At 71.0% G+C, this 21,354-nt stretch carries 22 protein-coding genes and 1 pseudogene; 16 read left to right on the forward strand and 7 right to left on the reverse strand.

Features of this window, described 5'->3' with window-relative positions:
* A partial coding sequence (locus F6W97_RS30115; protein WP_196279395.1) for a helix-turn-helix transcriptional regulator occupies positions 1 to 813 on the forward strand: 813 nt, incomplete at its 5' end.
* 388 nt (positions 814 to 1,201) lie between these two features.
* Here the strand turns inward: F6W97_RS30115 and F6W97_RS30120 are convergent.
* Positions 1,202 to 1,957, reverse strand: a complete 756-nt coding sequence (locus tag F6W97_RS30120; RefSeq protein WP_155373965.1) for a phosphoglyceromutase — start codon at positions 1,955 to 1,957, stop codon at positions 1,202 to 1,204.
* 136 nt (positions 1,958 to 2,093) lie between these two features.
* Here F6W97_RS30120 and F6W97_RS30125 point away from each other — a divergent pair, with 136 nt between their 5' ends.
* The 9 genes from F6W97_RS30125 (at position 2,094) to F6W97_RS41030 (ending at position 11,458) form a co-directional block, all read left to right on the forward strand.
* A complete protein-coding gene (locus F6W97_RS30125) occupies positions 2,094 to 3,362 on the forward strand; it encodes an MDR family MFS transporter (protein ID WP_155373966.1) in 1,269 nt (422 codons plus the stop codon).
* A gap of 139 nt (positions 3,363 to 3,501) precedes the next feature.
* Positions 3,502 to 4,716 (forward strand): MDR family MFS transporter, encoded by a 1,215-nt coding sequence (locus tag F6W97_RS30130; RefSeq protein ID WP_155373967.1) that lies wholly within the window; start codon positions 3,502 to 3,504, stop codon positions 4,714 to 4,716.
* An 8-nt stretch (positions 4,717 to 4,724) separates the two neighbouring features.
* The gene (locus tag F6W97_RS30135) at positions 4,725 to 6,062 is read left to right on the forward strand and encodes an MFS transporter (protein ID WP_230687107.1); all 1,338 of its coding nucleotides are present in this window, start codon (positions 4,725 to 4,727) and stop codon (positions 6,060 to 6,062) included.
* A 220-nt stretch (positions 6,063 to 6,282) separates the two neighbouring features.
* Positions 6,283 to 7,185 (forward strand): MurR/RpiR family transcriptional regulator, encoded by a 903-nt coding sequence (locus F6W97_RS30140; RefSeq protein WP_155373969.1) that lies wholly within the window; start codon positions 6,283 to 6,285, stop codon positions 7,183 to 7,185.
* Positions 7,186 to 7,403: 218 nt separating this feature from the next.
* Positions 7,404 to 8,825 (forward strand): N-acetylglucosamine/diacetylchitobiose ABC transporter substrate-binding protein, encoded by a 1,422-nt coding sequence (ngcE, locus tag F6W97_RS30145; protein WP_196279396.1) that lies wholly within the window; start codon positions 7,404 to 7,406, stop codon positions 8,823 to 8,825.
* 74 nt (positions 8,826 to 8,899) lie between these two features.
* The gene (locus tag F6W97_RS30150; protein WP_155373971.1) at positions 8,900 to 9,889 is read left to right on the forward strand and encodes a carbohydrate ABC transporter permease; all 990 of its coding nucleotides are present in this window, start codon (positions 8,900 to 8,902) and stop codon (positions 9,887 to 9,889) included.
* Between the two features lie 11 nt (positions 9,890 to 9,900).
* The gene (locus tag F6W97_RS30155; protein WP_155373972.1) at positions 9,901 to 10,845 is read left to right on the forward strand and encodes a carbohydrate ABC transporter permease; all 945 of its coding nucleotides are present in this window, start codon (positions 9,901 to 9,903) and stop codon (positions 10,843 to 10,845) included.
* Positions 10,846 to 11,049: 204 nt separating this feature from the next.
* Positions 11,050 to 11,217: a hypothetical protein gene (locus F6W97_RS41025; RefSeq protein ID WP_230687147.1), complete on the forward strand. Its 168-nt coding sequence runs from the start codon at positions 11,050 to 11,052 to the stop codon at positions 11,215 to 11,217.
* Positions 11,210 to 11,458 (forward strand): endonuclease domain-containing protein, encoded by a 249-nt coding sequence (locus F6W97_RS41030; RefSeq protein WP_269059719.1) that lies wholly within the window; start codon positions 11,210 to 11,212, stop codon positions 11,456 to 11,458. The genes F6W97_RS41025 and F6W97_RS41030 overlap by 8 nt, the downstream gene beginning before the upstream one ends.
* Positions 11,459 to 11,606: 148 nt before the next feature.
* Here the strand turns inward: F6W97_RS41030 and phoU are convergent, their stop codons facing one another.
* Entirely contained in the window at positions 11,607 to 12,245 is a 639-nt protein-coding gene (phoU, locus tag F6W97_RS30165) for a phosphate signaling complex protein PhoU (protein ID WP_155373974.1), read from the reverse strand.
* A gap of 227 nt (positions 12,246 to 12,472) precedes the next feature.
* Here phoU and F6W97_RS30170 point away from each other — a divergent pair.
* The 4 genes and pseudogenes from F6W97_RS30170 to F6W97_RS30185 form a co-directional block, all read left to right on the forward strand.
* Positions 12,473 to 13,732: pseudogene (locus F6W97_RS30170) on the forward strand (sensor histidine kinase); the annotation flags it as partial.
* 184 nt (positions 13,733 to 13,916) lie between these two features.
* On the forward strand, positions 13,917 to 14,600 hold the full coding sequence (locus F6W97_RS30175) for a response regulator transcription factor (protein WP_120317276.1): 684 nt from the start codon (positions 13,917 to 13,919) through the stop codon (positions 14,598 to 14,600).
* A 150-nt stretch (positions 14,601 to 14,750) separates the two neighbouring features.
* On the forward strand, positions 14,751 to 15,275 hold the full coding sequence (locus F6W97_RS30180; protein WP_230687108.1) for a SigE family RNA polymerase sigma factor: 525 nt from the start codon (positions 14,751 to 14,753) through the stop codon (positions 15,273 to 15,275).
* Positions 15,272 to 16,129, forward strand: coding sequence for a hypothetical protein (locus F6W97_RS30185; RefSeq protein WP_155373975.1), 858 nt, complete (start codon positions 15,272 to 15,274; stop codon positions 16,127 to 16,129). The genes F6W97_RS30180 and F6W97_RS30185 overlap by 4 nt, the downstream gene beginning before the upstream one ends.
* A gap of 112 nt (positions 16,130 to 16,241) precedes the next feature.
* Here the strand turns inward: F6W97_RS30185 and F6W97_RS30190 are convergent, their stop codons facing one another.
* Genes F6W97_RS30190 through F6W97_RS30200 form a run of 3 tightly spaced genes read right to left on the reverse strand, consistent with a single transcriptional unit; the run spans position 16,242 to position 17,648 of the window.
* Positions 16,242 to 16,625, reverse strand: a complete 384-nt coding sequence (locus tag F6W97_RS30190; RefSeq protein ID WP_155373976.1) for a type II toxin-antitoxin system death-on-curing family toxin — start codon at positions 16,623 to 16,625, stop codon at positions 16,242 to 16,244.
* A complete protein-coding gene (locus F6W97_RS30195; RefSeq protein ID WP_155373977.1) occupies positions 16,622 to 16,801 on the reverse strand; it encodes a hypothetical protein in 180 nt (59 codons plus the stop codon). The genes F6W97_RS30190 and F6W97_RS30195 overlap by 4 nt, the downstream gene beginning before the upstream one ends.
* A 16-nt stretch (positions 16,802 to 16,817) precedes the next feature.
* Positions 16,818 to 17,648: a hypothetical protein gene (locus F6W97_RS30200; protein WP_155373978.1), complete on the reverse strand. Its 831-nt coding sequence runs from the start codon at positions 17,646 to 17,648 to the stop codon at positions 16,818 to 16,820.
* Positions 17,649 to 17,691: 43 nt separating this feature from the next.
* Here F6W97_RS30200 and F6W97_RS30205 point away from each other — a divergent pair, with 43 nt between their 5' ends.
* Together F6W97_RS30205 and F6W97_RS30210 are read left to right on the forward strand one after the other, a co-directional pair.
* Positions 17,692 to 18,618 carry a Ppx/GppA phosphatase family protein gene (locus tag F6W97_RS30205; protein ID WP_155373979.1) on the forward strand — a complete coding sequence of 309 codons (927 nt, stop codon included), beginning with the start codon at positions 17,692 to 17,694 and terminating at the stop codon, positions 18,616 to 18,618.
* Between the two features lie 20 nt (positions 18,619 to 18,638).
* A complete protein-coding gene (locus F6W97_RS30210) occupies positions 18,639 to 19,442 on the forward strand; it encodes a sugar phosphate isomerase/epimerase family protein (protein ID WP_230687109.1) in 804 nt (267 codons plus the stop codon).
* Between the two features lie 127 nt (positions 19,443 to 19,569).
* Here the strand turns inward: F6W97_RS30210 and F6W97_RS30215 are convergent, their stop codons facing one another.
* Together F6W97_RS30215 and F6W97_RS30220 are read right to left on the reverse strand one after the other, a co-directional pair.
* A complete protein-coding gene (locus F6W97_RS30215; RefSeq protein WP_155373981.1) occupies positions 19,570 to 20,166 on the reverse strand; it encodes a CGNR zinc finger domain-containing protein in 597 nt (198 codons plus the stop codon).
* Positions 20,167 to 20,184: 18 nt separating this feature from the next.
* Positions 20,185 to 21,351, reverse strand: a complete 1,167-nt coding sequence (locus F6W97_RS30220) for a glutathionylspermidine synthase family protein (protein WP_155373982.1) — start codon at positions 21,349 to 21,351, stop codon at positions 20,185 to 20,187.
* Positions 21,352 to 21,354: the final 3 nt, after the last annotated feature.

The raw sequence follows: 21,354 nt of genomic DNA on the forward strand, positions 1-21,354 counted from the left end.
CTGGGCCTGCGCGCCGGCGACATCGGCCTGATCGCTGTGGCGGCGCTGGGGCTGGGGCCGCGCCCGAGCGCAGGCGCGCTGGCCGGGGCGGCCGCGCTGCGGGACGCGTGCGCGGCGCTGCCTGACGCGGGTCTGCCGCCGGAGCAGTACTCCGCGGCGGCGCGGCTCATGGCCCGCCTGGCCGACGAGCTGGGCCGGGCCGAGCTGGCCGAGCGGGCGCTGGATCTGGCCCGCGCCGGTGGAGACCCGCGCGCGGTGGCGGAGGCGCTGCTGGCCGTGGACGGCCCGCTGGACCAGGTGGTACGCGAAGCCGCCGCGCTGGGCGACGCCGAGCTGCAGGCCAGGGCCTACGACCTGGCGGCGGCCGACGCGGTCCGGCGCGGCGACCGGGCCCGTGCCGCGGCGCTGCTGGCCCAGACGGCGGCGCTCGGCGAGGGCCGCCCCACGGCGCTGGTGCGCTGGTACGCGTTGCGGGCCGCGGCCGAGCTGGCAGCCCTGCGCGGCCGACCGGATCCGGTGGCGGCGGATCGGTCGCTGGCTGCCGGGCAGCTCGTCGACCCGGCCGCGGCTGAGGCGGCCGACCGGGCGCTGCGGGGCTGGTCCGGCCCGGACGCGGGGCCGGGCGGGCTGACCGCGCGCGAGCGGGAGGTGCTGGCGTGGGCCCTGCGCGGCGCACCCGCCAAGGAGATCGCGACCGCTCTGGTGCTCGGCGAGCGCACCGTGGAAACCCACCTGGCCAGCATCTATCGCAAGCTCGGGGTGCGCACCCGGATCGAGTTGATCAAGAAGCTGGGAGACGGTAGCGTACCGTAGAGATTGTGGTCACCAACTGTGACGAATGAGATTCGCAAATGACTGGACGGCCACTTGACCAGCGGCGTAGCGTCTCTCTCAAGCGCATCGCTCGATGAAACCCGGGGGATGGCCCAGCCGATCATTTATCGGTTGTGGCGCCGAGCGGATGCGCCGGGGGATGGGTGGCACCACGCCGTTGGGGGACGGCCGCCACCTGAGACCGGTCGGCCGGCCGGCGACGCTAACGGGGGTGAGCGTCGCCGCCGGCCACCGGCATATCCAGCCCCGCCCACCCGCCCGACCGCCCCACCCACCTGGCGCGACTCTTGAAGAGTCGCGCCTTCAGCCGTGTCCTGAGAGCGCGAGTCTTTAAGAGTTGCCGCAGGGTGGGGTGGGTGGGACGGGGTCAGCGGCCCTGGTTGGCGACGGCGGCGGCGGCTTCGGCGGCCGCGGCGGGGTCGAGGTAGGTGCCGCCGGGGGTGATCGGACGCAGGTTCTCGTCGAGGTCGTAGCGCAGCGGGATGCCCGTCGGGATGTTCAGGGCGGCGATCGCCTCGTCGGAGATGCCGTCCAGGTGCTTGACCAGGGCGCGCAGGGAGTTGCCGTGGGCGACCACGAGCACCGTGCGGCCCGTGCGCAGGTCCGGGATGATCGCGTCGTACCAGTACGGCAGCATCCGGGCCACGACGTCCTTCAGGCACTCCGTGCGCGGCTTCAGCTCGTCCGGCAGCAGTGCGTAACGCGCGTCGCCCACCTGCGAGAACTCGTCGTCGTCGGCGATCGGCGGGGGCGGGGTGTCGTACGAGCGGCGCCAGAGCATGAACTGCTCCTCGCCGTACGTGTCGAGGGTCTGCTTCTTGTCCTTGCCCTGCAGCGCGCCGTAGTGGCGCTCGTTGAGCCGCCAGCTGCGCGCCACCGGGATCCAGGACCGGTCCGCGGCGCCGAGCGCGATCTCGGACGTGCGGATCGCGCGCCGCAGCACGCTGGTGTGCACCACGTCGGGCAGCAGTGCGTTTTCCTTGAGCAGCTCGCCGCCGCGGCGCGCCTCCGCCTCGCCCTGGGCGTTCAGGTCGACGTCGACCCAGCCGGTGAAGAGGTTCTTGGCGTTCCATTCGCTGTAGCCGTGCCGCAGCAGCACCAGTGTTCCAACCATGCGGCCCATCTTTCCCGATGGCCGTCAAGTGCCTGTGACCAGCCCCACGTGACGACCACCACGTGAAATTCGAGGTGACTTCCGTCGTGCCCGCACCCTAGGTTGTAAGGCACCAGATGGTTTACGAGCATTACAGGGGTGCGTGTTGCGGGGCTGGTTGGCGCAGACGGCGGGCGGACTGCCGAAGATCTTCTGGTATCTGTGGACCGGCACGTTGATCAACCGCACCGGCGCCTTCGTCATGCTGTACCTCGAGATCCACATGGTGGTCGAGTACGGCTTCTCCGCCACGTTCGCCGGGCTCGTGCTCGGGCTGTTCGGCGGTGGCATGGCACTCGGCTCGCTGGTCGGCGGTGTGCTGGCCGACCGCTGGGGGCGGCGCTCGACGCTGCTGGTGTCCAACCTCGCGCTCGCCGCGACCGCGGTGGTGCTCGGCTTCGTGTTCCAGCCGGTCGCGGTCGCGCTGCTCGCCGCCGTGTACGGCTTCTGGAACGGGCTGGGCCGCCCGGCCTTCTCCGCGACCATGGTCGACGTGCTCGGGCCGACCAAGCGCATGCGCGGCATGAACCTCAACTACTGGGCCATCAACCTGGGCTTCTCGTTCGCCGCGGTGCTGGCCGGCGTGCTCTCGCGCACCCCGCACCTGACCGTGTTCCTGCTCAACGCGGCCGCCCAGCTGACCATGGCGGCGATCGTGTTCTGGCGGGTGCCGGAGACCCAGCCGGTCCGGGCCGTGACGCCGGGCGCGGCCGTCCCGCACCGGGCGCCGGTCGAGGGCAGCATCCGCACCGTGCTGCGCGACCGGGTGTTCATGACGTTCGTGCTGCTCAACCTCGGTCTGTGGATCATCATCGAGTCCTGCAAGCTGATCCCGATCGCGATGCATCAGCGCGGCCTCGACGCCGCCGACTACGGCACCGTGATCGCGGTCAACGGCGTCATGATCGTGGCGTTCCAGCTGTTCGTGCCGAAGCTGCTGGCGGGGCGCAACCGCAGCCGGGTGCTGGCGGTGTCGGCGCTGCTGGTCGGGCTCGGCATGGGCGCGACCGCGATCGCGGGCACGGTGCCCATGCTGATGCTGACCGTCGTGGTGTGGACCGCGGGCGAGATGCTCAACGCACCCGTCAACGGCACCCTCATCGCCGACCTGTCCCAGCCCGCCATGCGCGGCCGCTACCAGGGCGTCGCCTCGATGGGCTTCACCGCGGCGAACTTCTTCGCGCCGGTGTTCGGCGGGATGCTGCTCGACCACGCGCCGCCGATGACGCTGTGGCTGGTGCTGGCGCTGCTGGGCGTCGCCGTCGCGGCGGGCCAGCTGTTCAGCGGCCCGGTCCGCGAGCGCCGCGCCCGCCTGCTGGCCGAGCCCAAGCCGGCCGTCGGGGAAGGAGCTGACCTTGCCCCCGTCGCCGCGTGACACGACACCGCGCCCGGCCGGGACCGGGCCGGTGGCGGCAAGCCGAGCCGAGACAGTCCTGGTCGGGTCCGCTGCCGGACCCGACTCGGCGGGGTCCGCTGGCGGAGCCGACGCCGCCGACCCTGCGCCGGGTGGCAGGGTGCGGCGCTGGTTCGCCGAGACCGTGGGCGGGCTGCCCGCGACGTACTGGTACCTGTGGACCGGGTCGCTGATCAACCGGGCCGGCGGCTTCGTCATCGTCTACCTGACGATCTACCTGACCCGGGTGCAGGGCTTCACCCCGACGCAGGCCGGGCTGGTGCTGGGCCTGTGGGCGGCGGGCGGCGCGATCGGCACCATGGCGGGCGGCGTGGCCGCCGACCGGGTGGGCCGCCGGATCACCCTGCTCGTCGCGCACTTGGGCGGCGTGGTGCTGCTGGTGTCGCTGGCCTTCGCCCAGGGCTTCTGGATGATCGCGCCGCTGACGTTCCTGTTCGGGCTGGTCGGCGAGGCCTCGCGGCCCGCGTTCCAGGCGCTGATGGTGGACGTGGTGCCGGCGAAGGACCGGTTGCGCGCCTTCACGCTCAACTACTGGGCCGTCAACGTGGGCTTCGCCGTCGCCGCCGCACTGGCCGGGCTGGCCGCCGCGGCCGATCCGAAGCTGATCTTCCTGGTGGACGCCGCGACGGCACTCGCGCCGTTCCTGTTCATCCTGCTCAAGGTGCGCGAGCCGCACCGGGAGCGGCCCGCCGCCGCGCCGCATGCGCCGCTGGAGCGGACCGGCATCGGCGTGGTGCTGCGCGACCGGGTCTTCCTGACCTTCGTCGGGGTGAACGTGCTGATCTCGTTCGTCTTCATGCAGCACCTGTCCACGCTGCCCATCGCGATGACCGGCGACGGCATCCCGGCGCAGCAGTACGGCCTGGTCATCGCGCTCAACGGGGTGCTCATCGTGGCCGGGCAGCTGTTCATCCCCAAACTGATCAAGTCGTACGACCGCTCGCGGGTGCTGGCCGTGGCGGCGCTGATCATCGGGCTGGGCTTCGGGCTGACCGCGTTCGCCGACTCGGCCGGGTTCTACGCGCTGACCGTGCTGATCTGGACGGTCGGCGAGATGCTGAACTCCCCGTCGAACTCGACGCTGACCGCGGCGCTGTCCCCGGCCGCCATGCGCGGTCGTTACCAGGGAGTGATGTCGCTGTCCTGGTCGGTGGCCGGATTCGCCGCACCCGTGCTGGGCGGGTACGTGCAGCAGCACCTCGGGGACGAGGCGCTGTGGCTGGGCTGCGGCGTGATCGCTATCGTCGCGGCGGCCGGTCAGCTCTGGTCGGGCCCGGCCCGCGAGCGGCGGGCACAGGCACTGCAAGCGGTGTGAGGACGGGTATGCGGTTCGTCAGGGAGTCGGTGGCGGGGCTGCCGCGTACCTTCTGGATGCTCTTCTCGGCGATGCTCGTCAACCGGGTGGGCGCGTTCGGCATGCTGCTGCTGCCGATCTACCTGACCACGGCGCGCGGGGCTTCGGTCGCGATCGCGGGGCTGGTCGTCGGCGCGTACGGGGCCGGTGGGGCCGGCGGCACCCTGCTCGGCGGGGTGCTGGCCGACCGCTGGGGGCGCAAGGCGACGTACCTCGCGGGCACCAGCACGGCCGCGGCGCTGATGGTCGGGCTCGGCCTGGCCCGGCCGGTCTGGCTCATCGCGGTGCTGGCCGCCGCCGTCGGCCTGGCGCACTCGCTGCCCGGCCCGGCCGTCGTCGCCGCCATCGTCGACGTGCTGCCCGAGGCCGACCGCTCGCGCGCCTTCAACCTGCAGTTCTGGGCGTTCAACATGGGCAGCGCGATCGCCGCCGCACTGGCCGGTGTGATCGCCGAGTTCAGCTTCCTCGCTCTGTTCCTCATCGACGCGGGCATGACCGCGGTGACCGCGCTGCTGGTCTGGCGGCTGGTGCCGGAGACCTTGCAGCGGCGAGGGCCCGCGATCGCGAATCCGGTGGCCGCCGCGGACGGCTCGGCGGTCACGGAGCCGGCGGGCGGCGTGACGCGGTGGTTCGCGCTGCGCCGGATGCGGGCTGCGGACCGCTCCGGGGACCGGGTCGGGCTGGCCGTCGTGCTGCGGGACCGGGTGTTCCTGACCTTCGTCGGGCTGACCTTCGTGCTGGCCCTGCTAACCGTGCAGGGGCAGTCGATCCTGCAGCTGGCGATGGAGGGCGACGGGCTGCGCCCGTCCGCGTACGGGCTGGTCGTCTCGCTGGGCGGGGCGATGATCGTGGTGGGGCAGCTCTTCGTGCCGCGGCTGATCGGCGCACGCCGGCACGCGGTCGTGCTGGCGGCGGCGTTCGCGCTGCTCGCGGTCGGGTACAGCACGGTGTTCCTGGCCGACCGGCTGTGGGTGTACGTGGCCGCGGCGGCGGTGTGGACGGTGGGCCAGATGCTGGCCGCGCCGCCGAACGCCTCGATCATCGCGGAGCTTGCCCCGACCGCATTGCGCGGTCGCTACCAGGGCGTCTTCTTCCTGGTGTTCCCGGCGGCCGGGTTCGTCGCGCCGTCGGTGGGCGGCTGGAGCCTGCAGCACCTGGGCCCGTGGCACTGGCTCGCGTGCGGCGCGCTGGGTCTGCTGGGCGCGGCGGGCCACCTGTGGACGGCCCGCCGGCGCGAGGCACGGGCCGCGTCGATCCGCGCTGCGGAAATCACCCCACAAGCGACGGTCGAGCCCGCTTTCGCCTGATCGGCAAGGGAACGCGGCGCGCCGTCGGCGTGAGCCGCAGTGTCATGATAATCGGGTGACATCGACTCCACCGAATAGCTGATGGGTGCCTCATCCCATCGAAGGATGTCGCAAAGTAACGGTTTGAAAACGGCCGACGTGACTGTTGACACAGCGCCAAATTAAGTAAGAATTCTTTCCACATACAGTTAACACTCCTTCCTAAAAGAGGTTGACGAACGTGGAACGAGGCGCGTACCCGACGGCAGGCACGGACAGCGTGCTCGCCCGTTTGCGCGCCAAACTCCCGGAGTTCACCGGAGCCCTGCGCCGCGTCGCCGAGCAGGTGCTCACCGATCCCTCGGGCGCCTCCCGGGCCACCATCGTCGAGCTCGCCGAGCGCTCGCACACCTCGCCCGCCACCATCACCCGGTTCTGCCGGGCGGTCGGCTTCGAGGGGTACGCCGACCTCCGGCTCGCGATCGCCGGGGAGACCGGCCGGGCCGCCCGCTCGGCGGGCTGGCTCGCCGACATCGGCCGCGAGATCGAGCCGGGCGACCCGCTGGAGCGCGTGCTCGGCCAGATCATGGCCGCCGACACCCGGGCCATGCAGGACACCGCCGCGATGACCGACCTGGTCGAGGTCGAGCGCGCCGCCGACGCCATCGCCGCGGCCGAGCGCGTCGACATCTACGGGGCCTCCGGCTCCGCCCTGGTCGGCGCCGAGATGCAGTTCTCGCTGCACCGCATCGGCATCGCCGCCTGGTCCTGGCCCGACGTGCACAACGGACTCGCCAGCGCGGCGCTGCTCAGCGCCGGCGACGTGGCTCTGGGCATCTCGCACTCCGGCCAGACCCGGGAGACCATCGAGATGGTCGCCGAGGCCGGCAGCCGCGGCGCGACCACGGTCGCGCTCACCAGCTTCCCTCGCTCGCCGCTGGCCGACGTCGCCGATGTCGTGCTCACCACGGCGACGCAGGCCACCACGTTCCGGCCGGATTCGCTATCGGCCCGCCACCCGCAGCTGGTCGTGCTCGACCTGCTGTACATCGCCGTCGCGCAGCGCACCCACGAGCGTGCGCACGCGGCGTTCCAGCGCACCGCGCAAGCGGTCGCCGGCCACCGCCTCCGGGAGGTGGTGTGAGCGATGTCCACCCTCACGGCCCTCGGCCGTTCCACAGACTCCGGCGCATTAGTGCCGGTAGACGCGGCGACGTCAAGCGACGCACCGCTGCGGCATCTGGTCACGCCCCGCGGCGTGACGTTTCCCGGTCCCCCCGGGGAAGCGCAACACCAGATCGAAGTGCAGCGACGCGCCGGATGGGCCCGACGCGCCGCGATATCTCGTACGAGGAGATTGTCATGACCGTAACCCCCGACAGCCCGTCGGAGCTGAACCGCCGCACCGTGTTGCGCCGGGCCGCTGCCGTCGGTCTGCTCGCCGCCCCCGCCATCAGCGCCCTGGCCGCGTGCGCCAGCGAGGACGGCGAGGGTGGCACCACCGCCGAGAAGACCACGGCCAACCCGTTCGGCGTCGGTGACAAGCAGCCGCTGGAGGTCGCGTTCTTCAACGGCGGCTTCGGCGAGGACTACGCCAAGTTCGACGTGGCGGCCTACGAGGCCAAGTGGCCGGGCAGCAAGGTCGAGCTGAAGTTCTCGAAGACCATCCTCACCGACTACCAGCCGCGCTTCTACGGCGGCAACCCGCCGGACGTGCTGAACAACTCCTCGCCGGAGACCATCCCGGTGGGCCCGGTCGTGCAGGGCGGCCAGCTGGTCGACCTGACCGCGCTGCTGGACGCGCCGAGCTACGACGACCCGGCCGTCAAGGTGCGCGACACCCTGGTCGCCGGCGTGGTCGAGGAGGGCACGTTCAACGGCAAGATGTACACGCTGAACTACGCCTACTCGATCTACGGCCACTGGTACGACGAGGCGCTGTTCGCCAAGGAGGGCTGGACTGTCCCCAAGACCTGGGACGAGTTCGCCACCCTGGCCGAGGCTGCCAAGAAGAAGGGCATCGCCGCCTACACCTTCCAGGGCATCCACCCCTGGTACATCCACAACGTGATCACTGAGTGGATCTACAAGGTCGGCGGCAAGGAGGCGATCCTCAAGATCGACAACCTCGAGCCCGACGCGTGGAAGCAGGACGCGGTCAAGGTCGCCGCCGAGCGCATCGCCGAGATGGCCAGCAAGGGCTGGATCCAGGCAGGCGCGTCCGGCCTGGACCACACCACCACGCAGCAGGCCGTGCTCGACGGCAAGGCGCTGTTCATCTGGTGCGGCTCCTGGCTCGAGGGCGAGATGGCCAAGACCCTGCCGGCGTCGGTCAAGCTGGCCGTCGCGCCGCCGTGGGACCTGTCCGCCTCGGACAAGACCAAGTACGGCACCGTGCACGCGGCTCCCGGTGAGGGCTTCATCGTCCCCACCAAGGCCAAGAACCCGGCCGGTGGCCAGGAGTTCCTGCGCATGATGCTGGGCAAGGAGCAGGCTCGCAAGTTCGCCGAGCTGACCAAGTCGCTGCCCGTGGTGAAGGGTGCGGCCGACGGCCTCACCATCTCCAGCGCCCTGTCGTCGGCCTCCAAGGTCGCCGCCGCGGCGCCCGAGGTCATCAACTGGCGCTACGCCGGCTGGTACGTCCCGCTGCAGAACGCGGTCTTCGCGGCCGCGACCGACCTGGCCGCCGGCAAGAGCAGCGCCGCCGCCTTCCAGGCCGCCGTGCAGAAGGCCGCCGACGAGGTGGCCAAGGACGACAAGATCGTGAAGCAGAAGGCTTCCTGATCGCGAACGGGCGGGGCCGGACCACCGGCCCCGCCCAATCCCCTCCTGTCGTGGCCAGCAAAGGACTTCCGACCATGTCGTTCGGCAGAGCCCGTTTCATCACAGGGTTCCTCTTCGCCCCGATCGTTCTGTACGCGGTGTACGTCCTCTACCCGTACGGGCAGACGGCGTACTACTCCGTCACCGACTTCTCCGGCTTCAGCCCGGACTACGCGTACGTCGGATTCGGCAACTACGTGGAGCTCTTCTCCGACGAGGTGTTCCTGCGGGCGCTCGGCCACAACGTCGTGGTGCTGACGGTCTACCCGGTCGTCACCATCCTGCTCGCGCTGTTCTTCGCCTTCATGCTCAACGTCGGCGGACGCGGCGACAAGGCCGGAGTGCGCGGCGTGCGCGGCTCGTCGGTGTACAAGTTCATCTTCTTCTTCCCGCAGGTGCTCTCCATCGCCATCGTCGCCGTCATCTGGCGCCGGGTGTTCCAGAGCAACGACGGCGGCATGATCAACTCGCTGCTGATGAAGCTCGGCCTCGTCGAAAAAGACAAGCCGCTGCTGTTCCTCGCCGAGTCCGACTCCGTCTTCCCGCCGATCCACATCGGCGACTTCACCTTCGAGGCGCCCGTCGTCCTGGTCTGCCTGATCCTCATCGCGATCTGGGGCGGCGTCGGCTTCTACCTCATCCTCTTCTCGGCCGCGATGCAGTCGATCCCCAAGGACATCTTCGAGGCCGCGACGCTCGACGGCGCCACCCGCGTGCAGACGTTCTTCCGGGTCACCCTGCCGCTGCTGCGGGAGCACGTCTCGGTCGCCTGGGTCTACCTCGGCATTGCCGCCCTCGACTTCTACGCCCTGGTCGTCGGCATGACGCCCGGCCCCGGCGGCGGCGGACCCAACGACGCCAGCCAGGTCATGAGCTCGTACATGATGTCGAACGCGTTCCGGCCCGCCCGGTTCGACTCGTTCGCGTTCGCCTGTGCCATGGGCGTCTCCATCGCCATCCTGACGCTGCTCTTCGCCGCGGCGCAGCTGCGGCTCACCCGCAGCCGCGACAAGATCGAGTTCTGAGGGGCAACGCCATGTCCAACCTCGCGACCACCACAGCGCCCGCGACGCCCGAGCCCGCACCGGCCCCGGCGCCCGCCAAGCCCGCCCCGAAGATGACCGCCGACACCGGCCGCGTCTTCAACGCCTTCTCCCACGGCTTCCTGTTCATCTGGGGCGCCCTGGTCACCATCCCGCTGCTCTGGGCCGTCATCCAGTCGTTCAAGACCGACACCGAGATCATCAACGACCCGCTGGGCCTGCCCGACCAGTGGCTCTGGGGAGCCTTCGGCCGCGCCTGGACCAAGGGCCACATCGGCGAGTTCTTCTTCAACACCGTGCTCGTGCTCATCGGCGGCGTCGGGCTGACGATGCTGCTCGGCTCCATGGCGGCGTACGTGCTGGCCCGCTACCCGTTCCGGGGCAACCGGGCCGTGTACTGGATGTTCGTCGCCGGGCTCACGATGCCGATCTACCTGGGCATCCTGCCGCTCTACCTGACCGTCGACAACGTCGCGAACGCGCTCGGGCTCGGCGAGGTCATCGGGCTGAGCACCCACCTCGGGTTGATCCTGGTGTATGTGGCTTACTCGCTGCCGTTCACCGTGTTCTTCCTGCACGCGTTCTTCCGTACGCTGCCGACGTCGATCGCCGAAGCGGCTTCGGTGGACGGGGCCGGGCATGTGCGGTTGTTCTTCCAGGTGATGATGCCTATGGCGAAGCCTGGGTTGATCGGCATCGGGATCTTCAACGTGATCGGGCAGTGGAACCAGTTCATCCTGCCCACGGTGATCATGAAGGACGAGGACAAGCGGCTGCTGACCCAGGGGCTGCTGGAACTGGCTACGAACGCTCGGTACGAGACGGACTTCGCCCGCCTGTTCGCCGGCATGACCCTGGCCATGCTCCCCATCCTCGCCGTCTACCTCATCTTCCACCGCCAGGTCCAATCCGGCCTGACCGGCGCCACGCTGAAGTAGCAGCCTTCGGGGGCGGGGCGCGCGTTGCCCGCCCCGTCTTGACATAAACGTCGGCCTATCTGGATGACTTCGATCGCGAAAATGTCATCCAGATAGGCCGACGTTTATGTATCGCGCGACGGTCCCTGTGGATGGGTCGGCGTGTCGTCCACAGGGTGTGACGTGCCGGTGGAGGTCGGGCCGGTTGTCGTGGAGCCTGCCGGGATGCGTGCGGCGCTTCGTGAGGTGCTGGCGGCGGGCGACGGCGTGGCCAGTAGGTCCCAGGTCGAGTCAGGCGGACGGCTCGACCGCAACGGCGTCGAGTACGCCGTCCGGAACGGGCAGGTGGTCCGTCCGCTGCCTCGCACGTTCATGCTGCCCGCGGCTGGGTGAGCGGACGGTCGCTCTTGATCTCCTCGACGAGGACACGGGGCTGAACATAGAGCTGGACGGGGTCGCGTACCACTCGTCACGGCAGGACCGCGAACGAGACCTGCGCAGGGATGCGGCGTTGACGGCCCTCGGTTACACCGTGGTGCGGTACACCGGTGCGCGGCTCATGCGCGAGCCCGACGCGGTCCGCTCGGAGGTGGCGCGCATGCTCGCGACACGCGCCCGCCATCGACGGCCCTGAACGTGACCGCGTCCGGGGTGGTCCGGCCCACTCCCAGACATAAACGTCGGCCTATCTGGATGACATTTTCGCGATCGAAGTCATTCAGATAGGCCAACGTCTATGAAAGAACGGGGCGTCGGGCCGTGCGCGGCACCGCACCGGTGGGTCAGGATTCGCCGGTTACCAGGTAGATGACGTGGCGGCCGGCGTTGACGGCGTGGTCGGCGTAGCGCTCGTAGAAGCGGGCCAGCAGGGCGGCGTCCACAGCGGCTTCGACGCCGTGGGTCCACTCGGAGTTGAGCAGCTTCTCGAACAGCGCCTTCTCCAGCTCGTCCATGGCGTCGTCGTCGCGCTCCAGTTCGGCGGCGCGTTCGATGTCGCGGGACGCGAGCACCAGCGTGATCTTCCCGGCGATGCGGTCCGCGATGTTGGCCATCTGGCCGAAGACCCCGGCGAGCTCGGCGGGCACGCAGACCGCCGGGTGGCGCCGCAGCGCCGACTTGGCCACGTGCTCGGCCAGGTCGCCCATGCGCTCCAGGTCGGTGCCGATGTGCAGGGACGTGATCACCATGCGCAGGTCGGAGGCGACGGGGGCCTGCTGCGCGAGCAGCCGGAGCACCTTCTCCTCGACGGCGCGGAACAGGGCGTTGATCTCCTCGTCGCGGGCGACGACGCGCTCGGCGCCCTCCTTGTCGGCGCTGAGCAGGGCGGTGGTTGCCGCGCTCATCGCGGTGCGGACCGCCTCGGCCATGGAGACCAGCAGGCGGCCGACCTCGAGCAGGTCGGCACGGAACTCCTCGCGCATTGATCACTTCCAGTAACGATGGGGGTCAAGTCCGCCCCAGGTTAGGCGGCGTGCACGGCCGGAAGGTGAACGCCGGTGAACGGCAATGGGCGCGACGGTGAACACTGTGCAACCAATGCCGTATATGGCCAGGTTACAGATGGTTTGTACGAGAACGTTGTTCGAATGATCTGACCTACGATCGCAACGTGAAGGTACTGGCAGCGCCCTTGGACGGCGGCACGCTCATGCTGGCCATCGCGGTCGGCATCGTGCTGGGCCTCACCGCGGGCCTGCTGCTGGCCCGCTGGCTGGCGCACCGGCGCGCGGCGGGCGCCGTGAACACGCTGGGGCCCTCGGGGCTGGGTGCGCCGCCGGTCGGTGATCCGCTGGCCGGGCTGGGCCGCAAGAGCATGGACGCGCTGCGGGTCGGGGTGGTGCTGCTCGACGGCACCGACCAGGTCGTGCTGGTCAACCGGTCGGCGCGGGCCATGGGCATGCTGCGGGCCAGCGCCGTGCCGGGCACGATCGCCGCCCACCCGATCCTGCGTACGCTCGCCGGGCAGGTGCGCCACACGGGCGTGCCGCGCGAGGTGGAGCTGGACCTGCCGCGGGGCCGCGAGCTGGGCGAGTCGCAGCCGCTGGGCGTGCACCTGCGCGCGGTGGCGGTGGGCGGCGGCCTGGTGTGCGTGGAGGCGGCCGACGTCACCGACGCGCACCGGGTGGAGCGGGTGCGCCGGGACTTCGTGGCGAACGTGAGCCACGAGCTGAAGACCCCGATCGGCGCGCTGCAACTGCTGTCGGAGGCGCTGCTGGACGCCACCGAGCCGGCCTCGGAGGAGTCGGCCGACCCGGAGGCCGCGGCGGCGCAGGCGGCCGAGGACGTGGCGGCGAGCCGGCGGTTCGCGGAGCGGATCCAGCGGGAGAGCACGCGGCTCGGCCGGCTGGTGTCGGAGCTGCTGGAGCTGTCCCGGCTGCAGGGGGCTGAGCGGTTGCCCGACCCCGAGCCGGTCATGGTCGACGGGGTGGTGGCCGAGGCGCTGGACCGCGCCCGCACCAACGCCGCCGCCAAGCAGATCGAGCTGGTGGTGGTCGGCACCCGCGGGCTGACCGTGTACGGCAACGACAACCAGTTCGCCACGGCGCTGGGCAACCTGGTCGAGAACGCGGTGGCGTACTCACACGAGCATTCGGCGGTCGTGGTCAGTGCGCTGGCCGAGGGCGACCGGGTCGACATCAGCGTGTCCGACCAGGGCATCGGCATCAGTCCGGGTGATCTTGATCGGGTGTTCGAGCGGTTCTACCGGGCCGACCAGGCGCGTTCGCGCGCGACCGGCGGCACCGGGCTGGGCCTGGCCATCGTCAAGCACATCGCGACCAACCACGGGGGCCGGGTCGACGTGCGCAGCCGACTGGGTGGAGGCTCGACGTTCACCCTTCGGTTACCTGCCCGCCCCCCGGAGGCGATGCTTCCGCTACCTGCCTCCTTTGAGATCGATGCGTCGCCGCTGCCCGGCGTCGAGACCCCTGCGCCTGTGCGCCCGACCCCGGCCGACGGCTCCGCCCCGGCAGACTTGAACCAAGCGGCCGACGCCGTGAATCTCGCAGCCGAGGACGCGACCCCCGCGGCGGCTGCGAACCCCGCACGACCGGCACAGACCGGCTGACTGGCAACTGCGAAAGGTGGGCGTGATGTCCCGCGTACTGGTCGTCGAGGACGAGGAGTCGTTCTCGGACGCGCTGTCGTACATGCTGCGCAAGGAAGGTTTCGAGGTGTCCGTCGCGGCCACCGGCACCGCCGCGCTCACCGAGTTCGACCGCACCGGCGCGGACATCGTGCTGCTCGACCTCATGCTGCCGGAGATGTCCGGCACGGAGGTCTGCCGCCAGCTGCGTCAGCGCTCGCACGTGCCGATCATCATGGTCACCGCGCGGGACAGCGAGATCGACAAGGTGGTCGGCCTGGAGATCGGGGCCGACGACTACGTGACCAAGCCGTACTCCCCGCGCGAGCTGGTCGCCCGCATCCGGGCGGTGCTGCGCCGGCAGACCACCGACGTGGTCGAGGTGGCGGGCGGCACGCTGGCCGCCGGGCCGGTGCGCATGGACGTGGAGCGGCACGTGGTGACCGTCGATGGCGCGCCGGTGCAGCTGCCGCTGAAGGAGTTCGAGCTGCTGGAGCTGCTGCTGCGCAACGCGGGCCGGGTGCTGACCCGCGGCCAGTTGATCGACCGGGTGTGGGGGGCCGACTACGTCGGCGACACCAAGACCCTGGACGTACACGTGAAGCGGCTGCGCTCGAAGATCGAGCCGGAGCCGTCCACGCCCCGGTACCTGGTCACCGTCCGCGGCCTGGGCTACAAGTTCGAGCCGTAGGCCCAGACCGTTCACGCGGTGTTCTCGAAGCTCCGCCCGTGCCGGGTCCCGCGGCACGGGCGGAGCTTTTCGTGGGCGGAGTTTTTCGTGTCGGCGGGTCAACCTTCCGCAGGGTTGCGTCGTCCTTGGTGGGCGACGAGAGGAGAGCCTGTGCGGTCACGAGACGCGTACGCCGGGCTGGCGGACCTGGTCGCGGCACGCGGCCCGGCCCTGCTGGCCACGGCGACACTGCTCAGCGGCGGGCGCACCGCCGGAGAGGACCTGCTCCAGGCGGCCCTGGAGCGGATGATGCGGGCCTGGCGCCGCATCGACGGCGACCCCGAGGGCTACCTGCGCCGGACCATGTACCACCTGGCCGTGGACAGCTGGCGGCTACGGCTGCGGCGGCGCGAGGTCGTCGCGACGGTCGAGCCGCCGGCCCACCCGGACGGCACGGATCGGCTCGCCCTGCGCCACGCGCTGGTGCAGGCGCTGGCGCAGCTGCCGCCCCGGCAGCGGGCGGTGCTGGTGCTGCGCTACTGGGAGCAGCTCAGTGAAGCCGAGGCCGCGGCGGTGCTCGGCTGCTCGGTCGGCACGGTCAAATCCAGCGCCTCGCGCGGCCTGGCCCGGCTGCGCGAGATCACGGCCGCCTGGGCCCTCGACGAATCCCCACTGCGGATCGGAGCACCATCATGAGCATCAACCTGGAAGACGAGCTGGCGGCAGGGATGCGGGAGCACACCGCCGACCTGGCGCCGAGCGCGGACCTGCTGGACCGGGCGGCTCGCCGCAACCGCCGCCGCACCGCGGGCATGGCGACCGGCACGGGCGTGTTCGGCCTGGCGGCCGTGGTGGCGGTGGCCATGACGGCGCTGGGCGGCACACCGGCCGCGCCGCCGGCCGACCCGGGCACGCGGCCCGCGCCGGAGCTGCTGACCGTGGCGATGGTGTCGGAGCGGGCCGTCGCGGCACTGGCGGCCGACGACGTGCAGCACGTCATCTCGGCGGTCACCTACCGGGGCGCTACCGAGCACGGCGAGTGGTGGTTCGACCAGGAGACACGCGACTCGCGCATCACCTACCTGGCGGCTCCCGGCGGGGCCGTCGACCGGGACCTCTGGCAGGTGGTACGCGGCGACACGCTCACTATGACGGACGTGTTCCACCACGACCGGAGCTTCCTTCGCCTGGAGCGGCCGCTGGAGGGCAAGCGGCCCACCGGCCCGTCCGGCGGCACCCCCGACGAGCTGCGCGCGGCGCTGGAGCGCGGCGACGGCTACACCCTGGTCGGCCCCGAGGAGCTCGACGGCCAGGCCGTGCTGCACCTGCGCCTGGTGTTCGAGGACGGTTCGGATGACCTGTGGGTGGACGCGTCGAGCTACCGCGCGGTCCGCCGCGAGACGGTCAAGCACACCCCCGACGGCGACGCGCGCAACCGCCTCGACTTCACCTGGCTGTCCCGCACCCCCGAGTCGCTCGCCCCCCTGACGGTGACCGTTCCCAGCGGATACACCCAGCGCGTTCTCCCCCCGGTCGACGGCCCGATGTAGGTCCCGCACTTTCGGGGAAACTGCGGGAATCCGGTGCTCGGTAACCGCAGTTTCCCCGAAAGTGCACGAACGGGCCGCCGGTGGCGGGTGGTGTGCGGCGGGGGAGCGGGGGTCAGAAGAGGGCGCGTAGGGCTTGGGCGATTTCTTCGATGTCGCGGAGTTCGCCGGTGCAGACGGCGATGACCAGGTCGTATGCGGTGTTCTGGTCGAGAACGGCGAGGCGGCGACGGCTCACCGCGCCGTTGACGGTCAGGAAGGCGGTGGCCGTGATCCAGCCGATGCGCTTGTTGCCGTCCACGAACGCATGGTTGCGGGTCAGCGACTGGAGCAGGGCCGCCGCCTTCGTCCACAGGTCCGGGTAGGCGTCCGCGCCGAACGCGGTGCTGCGCGGGCGGGCCACCGCCGACTCGACCAGCCCCGGGTCGCGTACGGCGACCCCGAGCCGGTCGGCGATCGCCAGCACGTCGGCGTACGTCGGGACGTAGACCTCGCTCACCGGGCGAGCCGGGCGAGCAGGTCGGTGTGCGCGCCGATGATCTCGTCGACGGCGGCGGCGAAGCCGGCCGGGCCGGGCTCGATCTCGTCGAGGTCGTCGAGCGCGGCGAGGCGCTCCTCGTCGTCGACCGCGGGCTGGGCGGGGGCCTGCCGCCCGCGGAGCTGCTCGTCGCTCATGGGTACCTCCGAAGTCCTATGAGTCGAGGTTAGCCGGGCGGGCAATGAGTTTGAGCGGCGTGCGCCGGCGCGCCTCGACCGTGGCGGGGTGCTCGGCGACCAGGCCGCGCTTGTCACGCTCGGCGCACATCTCGGCCAGCCGGGCGTACGCCGGCTCGCCGACCAGCGCGGTGAGTTCCGGGCCGTAGCTGACGTACATCGGCTCCGCGCCGACGTGCGCGTCCGGCGACGAGGTGCACCACCAGTGCAGCTCGTGGCCGCCGGCGCCCCAGCCGCGCCGGTCGAACTCGCCGATGACCGATACCAGGATCTTGGTGTCGTCGGGGCGCTTGACCCACTGCTGGTCCCGGCGGATCGGCAGCTGCCAGCACACGTCGGGCTTGTAGGTCAGCGGGTGCACGCCGTCGCGCAGTGCCTGGGCGTGCAGCGCGCAGCCGCCCCCGCCGGGGAAGTCCGCGTCGTTGAGGAAGACGCACGGGCCCTCCTCACCGTCCGGGCCGTGCTGGATCGCGGTGCGCCGGGCGGGCTTCTCGTCGTGCAGCTCGTCCAGCTCGGTCCACTTGTCGAAGCCGCGCACGTGGTGCTGCCAGGTGGTCTTGTCCAGGCGTTTGACCGCGGCCTTGACCCGTTTGACGTCGTCGGCGTCGGTGAAGAAGGCGCCGTGCGAGCAGCAGCCCTCCTCCTCGCGGCCGGCGATGATGCCCCGGCAGGCGCTGCCGAACACGCAGGTCCAGCGCGACAGCAGCCAGGTCAGGTCGGCGCGGATGAGGTGGGCCGGATCCGCCGGGTCGGCGAACTCGATCCACTCCCGCGGGAAGTCCAGCGAAGTCTCGCCCTCATGGTCCACGATCCCAGCCTACGGCGGTGTCGGGCACCGATAACGTAGGCGCATGCGGCTTGGTGTCCTCGATGTCGGATCCAATACAGTTCATCTCCTGGTGGTCGATGCGCACCGTGGTGCCCATCCGTGGCCGGCCCATTCCCAGAAGGAGCGGCTGCGCCTGGCTGAGCAGCTCGGCGAGGCCGGTGAGCTGACCATCGCCGGGGCGGACGCACTGGTGAAGGCGTGCGAGCAGGCCAAGACCGCGGCCGAGCAGCAGGGCGCGGAGGAGCTGATGGCGTTCGCGACCTCGGCGGTCCGCGACGCCACCAACTCGGCCCAGGTGCTGCGCCGGGTGTACGAGGAGACCGGCGTCGAGCTGCGGGTGCTCTCCGGCGAGGACGAGGCCCGGATGACCTTCCTCGCGGTACGCCGGTGGTTCGGCTGGTCGGCGGGCCGGCTGCTGGTGCTCGACATCGGCGGCGGCTCGCTGGAGATCGCGGCGGGCATCGACGAGGAGCCCACGGTGGCGGTGTCGCTGCCGCTGGGCGCGGGCCGGCTGACCCGGCGCTGGCTCAAGGCCGACCCGCCCGGCTCGGTCGAGCTGGCCGCGCTCCAGTCCTACGTGGATGAGCAGCTCATGCACCGGGAGCTGGACGGGCTGAAGGGCTGGGAGATCGCGGCGGCGACCTCCAAGACGTTCCGGTCGCTGGCCCGGCTGGCCGGCGCAGCCCCCAGCGGCGACGGCCTGTGGGCGCCGCGCGCGCTCACCCTGCAGGGACTGCACCAGGTGCGCGGCTTCATCCAGCGGATCCCCTCGGCGGGTCTGGCCGAACTGGACGGAGTCAGCGCCAGCCGGGCCCACCAGCTGCTCGCCGGGGCGGTTGTGGCGGAGGCCGCAATGCGCCGGCTGGGCGTCGACGAGCTGCGCATCTGCCCCTGGGCACTGCGCGAAGGCGTCATCCTGACGCGCCTGGATCAGCTCTCGGCGGGTTGACCGGGGCTACTCTGGACAACGTGTCCGTTCCCGTGCTCCTGTCCAGCTCGTCCGTTTTTCCCGAGCCCACCGCCGCAGCTTTCGAGCTGGCGGCGTCCCTGGGCTACGACGGTGTCGAGGTCATGGTGTGGACCGATGCGGTGAGCCAGGACGCCGGCGCGCTGCGCGGGCTGTCCCAGCACTACGGCGTACCCGTGCTGTCGATCCACGCGCCCTGCCTGCTGGTCACCCAGCGGGTGTGGAGCAGCGACCCGAAGGAGCGGCTGCGCCGTGCGGTGATCCTCGCCGACACGCTGAGCGCGCCCACGGTCGTGGTGCACCCGCCGTTCAGCTGGCAGCGCGACTACGCCCGCGGGTTCGCCGACACGGTGGGCAAGCTGGCGCACCGGCACACCGGGGTGCGCATCGCGGTGGAGAACATGTACCCGGTGCGGATGGGTAAGCGCCAGGTCGTGCCGTACCACCCGGGCTGGGATCCGACCGAGGCCGGCTACGACTCCTACACCCTGGACCTGTCGCACTGCGCGGCGTCGCGCTCCGACGCCCTGGAGATGGCCGACACGATGGGCGCCGGGCTGGCGCACGTGCACCTGGGCGACGGCACCGGCGAGGGCCGGGACGAGCACCTGGTGCCCGGTCGCGGCACGCAGCCGTGCGCGAGCCTGCTGGCGGGGCTGGAGCAGCGCGGGTTCACCGGCTCGGTGGCGATGGAGGTGGCGACCCGCAAGGCCGGCAGCCGCGCGGCCCGGGAGGCCGACCTCGCCGAGGCGCTGGCGTTCGCGCGCACGCACCTGGCAGCAGGCGTCGCCAACACGCGCTCCTAGCCATCCGCCTCCGGCGGTTTGGAAGGTGCCCTTCCTCTACGAAAACCGATAAGAAGCTGCCCTTCCTTGCTTTTGATGTGGCGCGGGCCGCTCCCGAAGGGGAGCGGCCCGCGGTGGTTCGCGCGGTTCAGCCGACCGAAGTCAAGCTCCCCTGCTGCGGGACAGCCGGCTTGAGCTGGGCTTTTGAATGGGCGGCGAGCTCCGTGACCGCGGCCTTCTTGCGGGCGCGGTGGGCCGCCACGTGCGAGCGGGTGGCACAGCGCTCGGAGCAGAAGCGGCGGCAGTTGTTGGACGAGGTGTCGAGGTAGACGTTGCCGCAGCGGTCGTCGGCGCAGACGCCGAAGCGGGCGCTGCCGTACTCGCAGAGCCACACCGACAGGCCCCAGACGGCGCCGGCGAGGTACTCGGCGCTGACCGCGGAGCCGCGGCTGGTGACGTGGATGTGCCAGTTCCCGGACTCGTGGCCGGAGATGCGGGGATGCACGGGATGCGCTTCGAGCAGCGAGTTGAGCTCTTCGACGGCCTCGCGTTCGCGGCCGTGGGCACCGTGCTCGAACACCTCGCGCAACCGCCGTTGTGCCTTGCGGAACACCTGCAGGTCGCGTTCGGTGGCGTCCTCGCACATCCAGTCCGGCCCCGGCAGGACAGCGCGGAGCTGGCTCAGGTCGTCCAGCGGCGCGTTGACAAGATCAACAGCCGTTCGGGCGTACGCATCGAAGTTCACCCGACAAAGGTAGTGCAACTACGGCGTGCGTGGGGTGTCAACATAGTGGGGTATGAAGCGCGCGTGACCGTCGGTGATCAGGCTGGTGCTCTCGCGTAGTCCCAGACCCGCCGACTCGCCGTCGAGGATCCAGGACCCCAGCACCACGTGGTTGCCCTCGAACGACGGCAGCGCACGGAACTCCTGGAAACACGTGCCACCGGTGTCGTAGATACCGTCGGTGACCTGCTCACCCGCCGCAGTGACGATCCGCACATTGGCGCCCTCGCGGCCCAGCAGCGGCTTGGCCACGTACTCGGCCAGGTCCCGCGGGCCGTCCAGGTATGCCGGCAGCAGCAGCTCGTGATCGGGGTACAGCTCCCAGAGCACGGCCAGCAGCGCCTTGTTCGACAGCAGCAGCTTCCACGCCGGCTCGATCCAGGTGGTCGGGGTGCCCGGCTCCAGCGCGAGCCGCCCGTACGGCTCGGCGACCATCCACTCCCACGGGTACAGCTTGAAGATCGTGTTGATCGGGTCGCCGCCGCTGTCCCGGAAGCGCCGCCCGTCCCAGGCGATGTCGAGCATCGGGGTGACCCGCACGTCCAGCCCCGCCTGGTGCGCGGTGTCGGCCAGGTAGCCGACCGTCATCAGGTCCTCGAACGTCTCTTCCAGGTTCGACCACGCGAAGTGCACCGGGCCCGCGGCGAACTGCGGGCCCAGCTTGCGCCAGGTGGCGATCAGGCGCTCGTGCAGGCTGTTCCACTGGTCCAGGTCCGGCCGGGTGTCGGTGAGCCAGAACCACTGGATGATCGACGCCTCGAACAGCGAGGTCGGCGTGTCGGCGTTGTACTCCAGCATCTTCGGCGGGCCGCTGCCGTCGTACCAGAGGTCGAAGCGGCCGTACAGGGTCGGCGGCTGCTCCCGCCACACCCGGCGCACCTCGGGCACGGCCCAGGCCGGGATGCCGAACTCGGCCCACCGGTCCTGCTCGACGACGTGCTTTGCGGCCGCCAGCGACATCCGGTGCAGCTCCTCGGTCGCGTCCTCCAGGCGCAGCACCTCGTCCAGGCTGAACGAGTAGCAGGCCGACTCGTCCCAGTACGGGGTGGTGGCGCCGTCGTCGAGCTTGGTGTCGGCGTAGAGCATGCCCTGCGCCCGGACCGTCTCGCGCCAGTCCGGGCGGGGTTCGACCTGATGCCGCTGCACGTG

It is taken from the genome of Catellatospora vulcania (assembly GCF_009720385.1).
Lineage (GTDB): Bacteria > Actinomycetota > Actinomycetes > Mycobacteriales > Micromonosporaceae > Catellatospora > Catellatospora vulcania.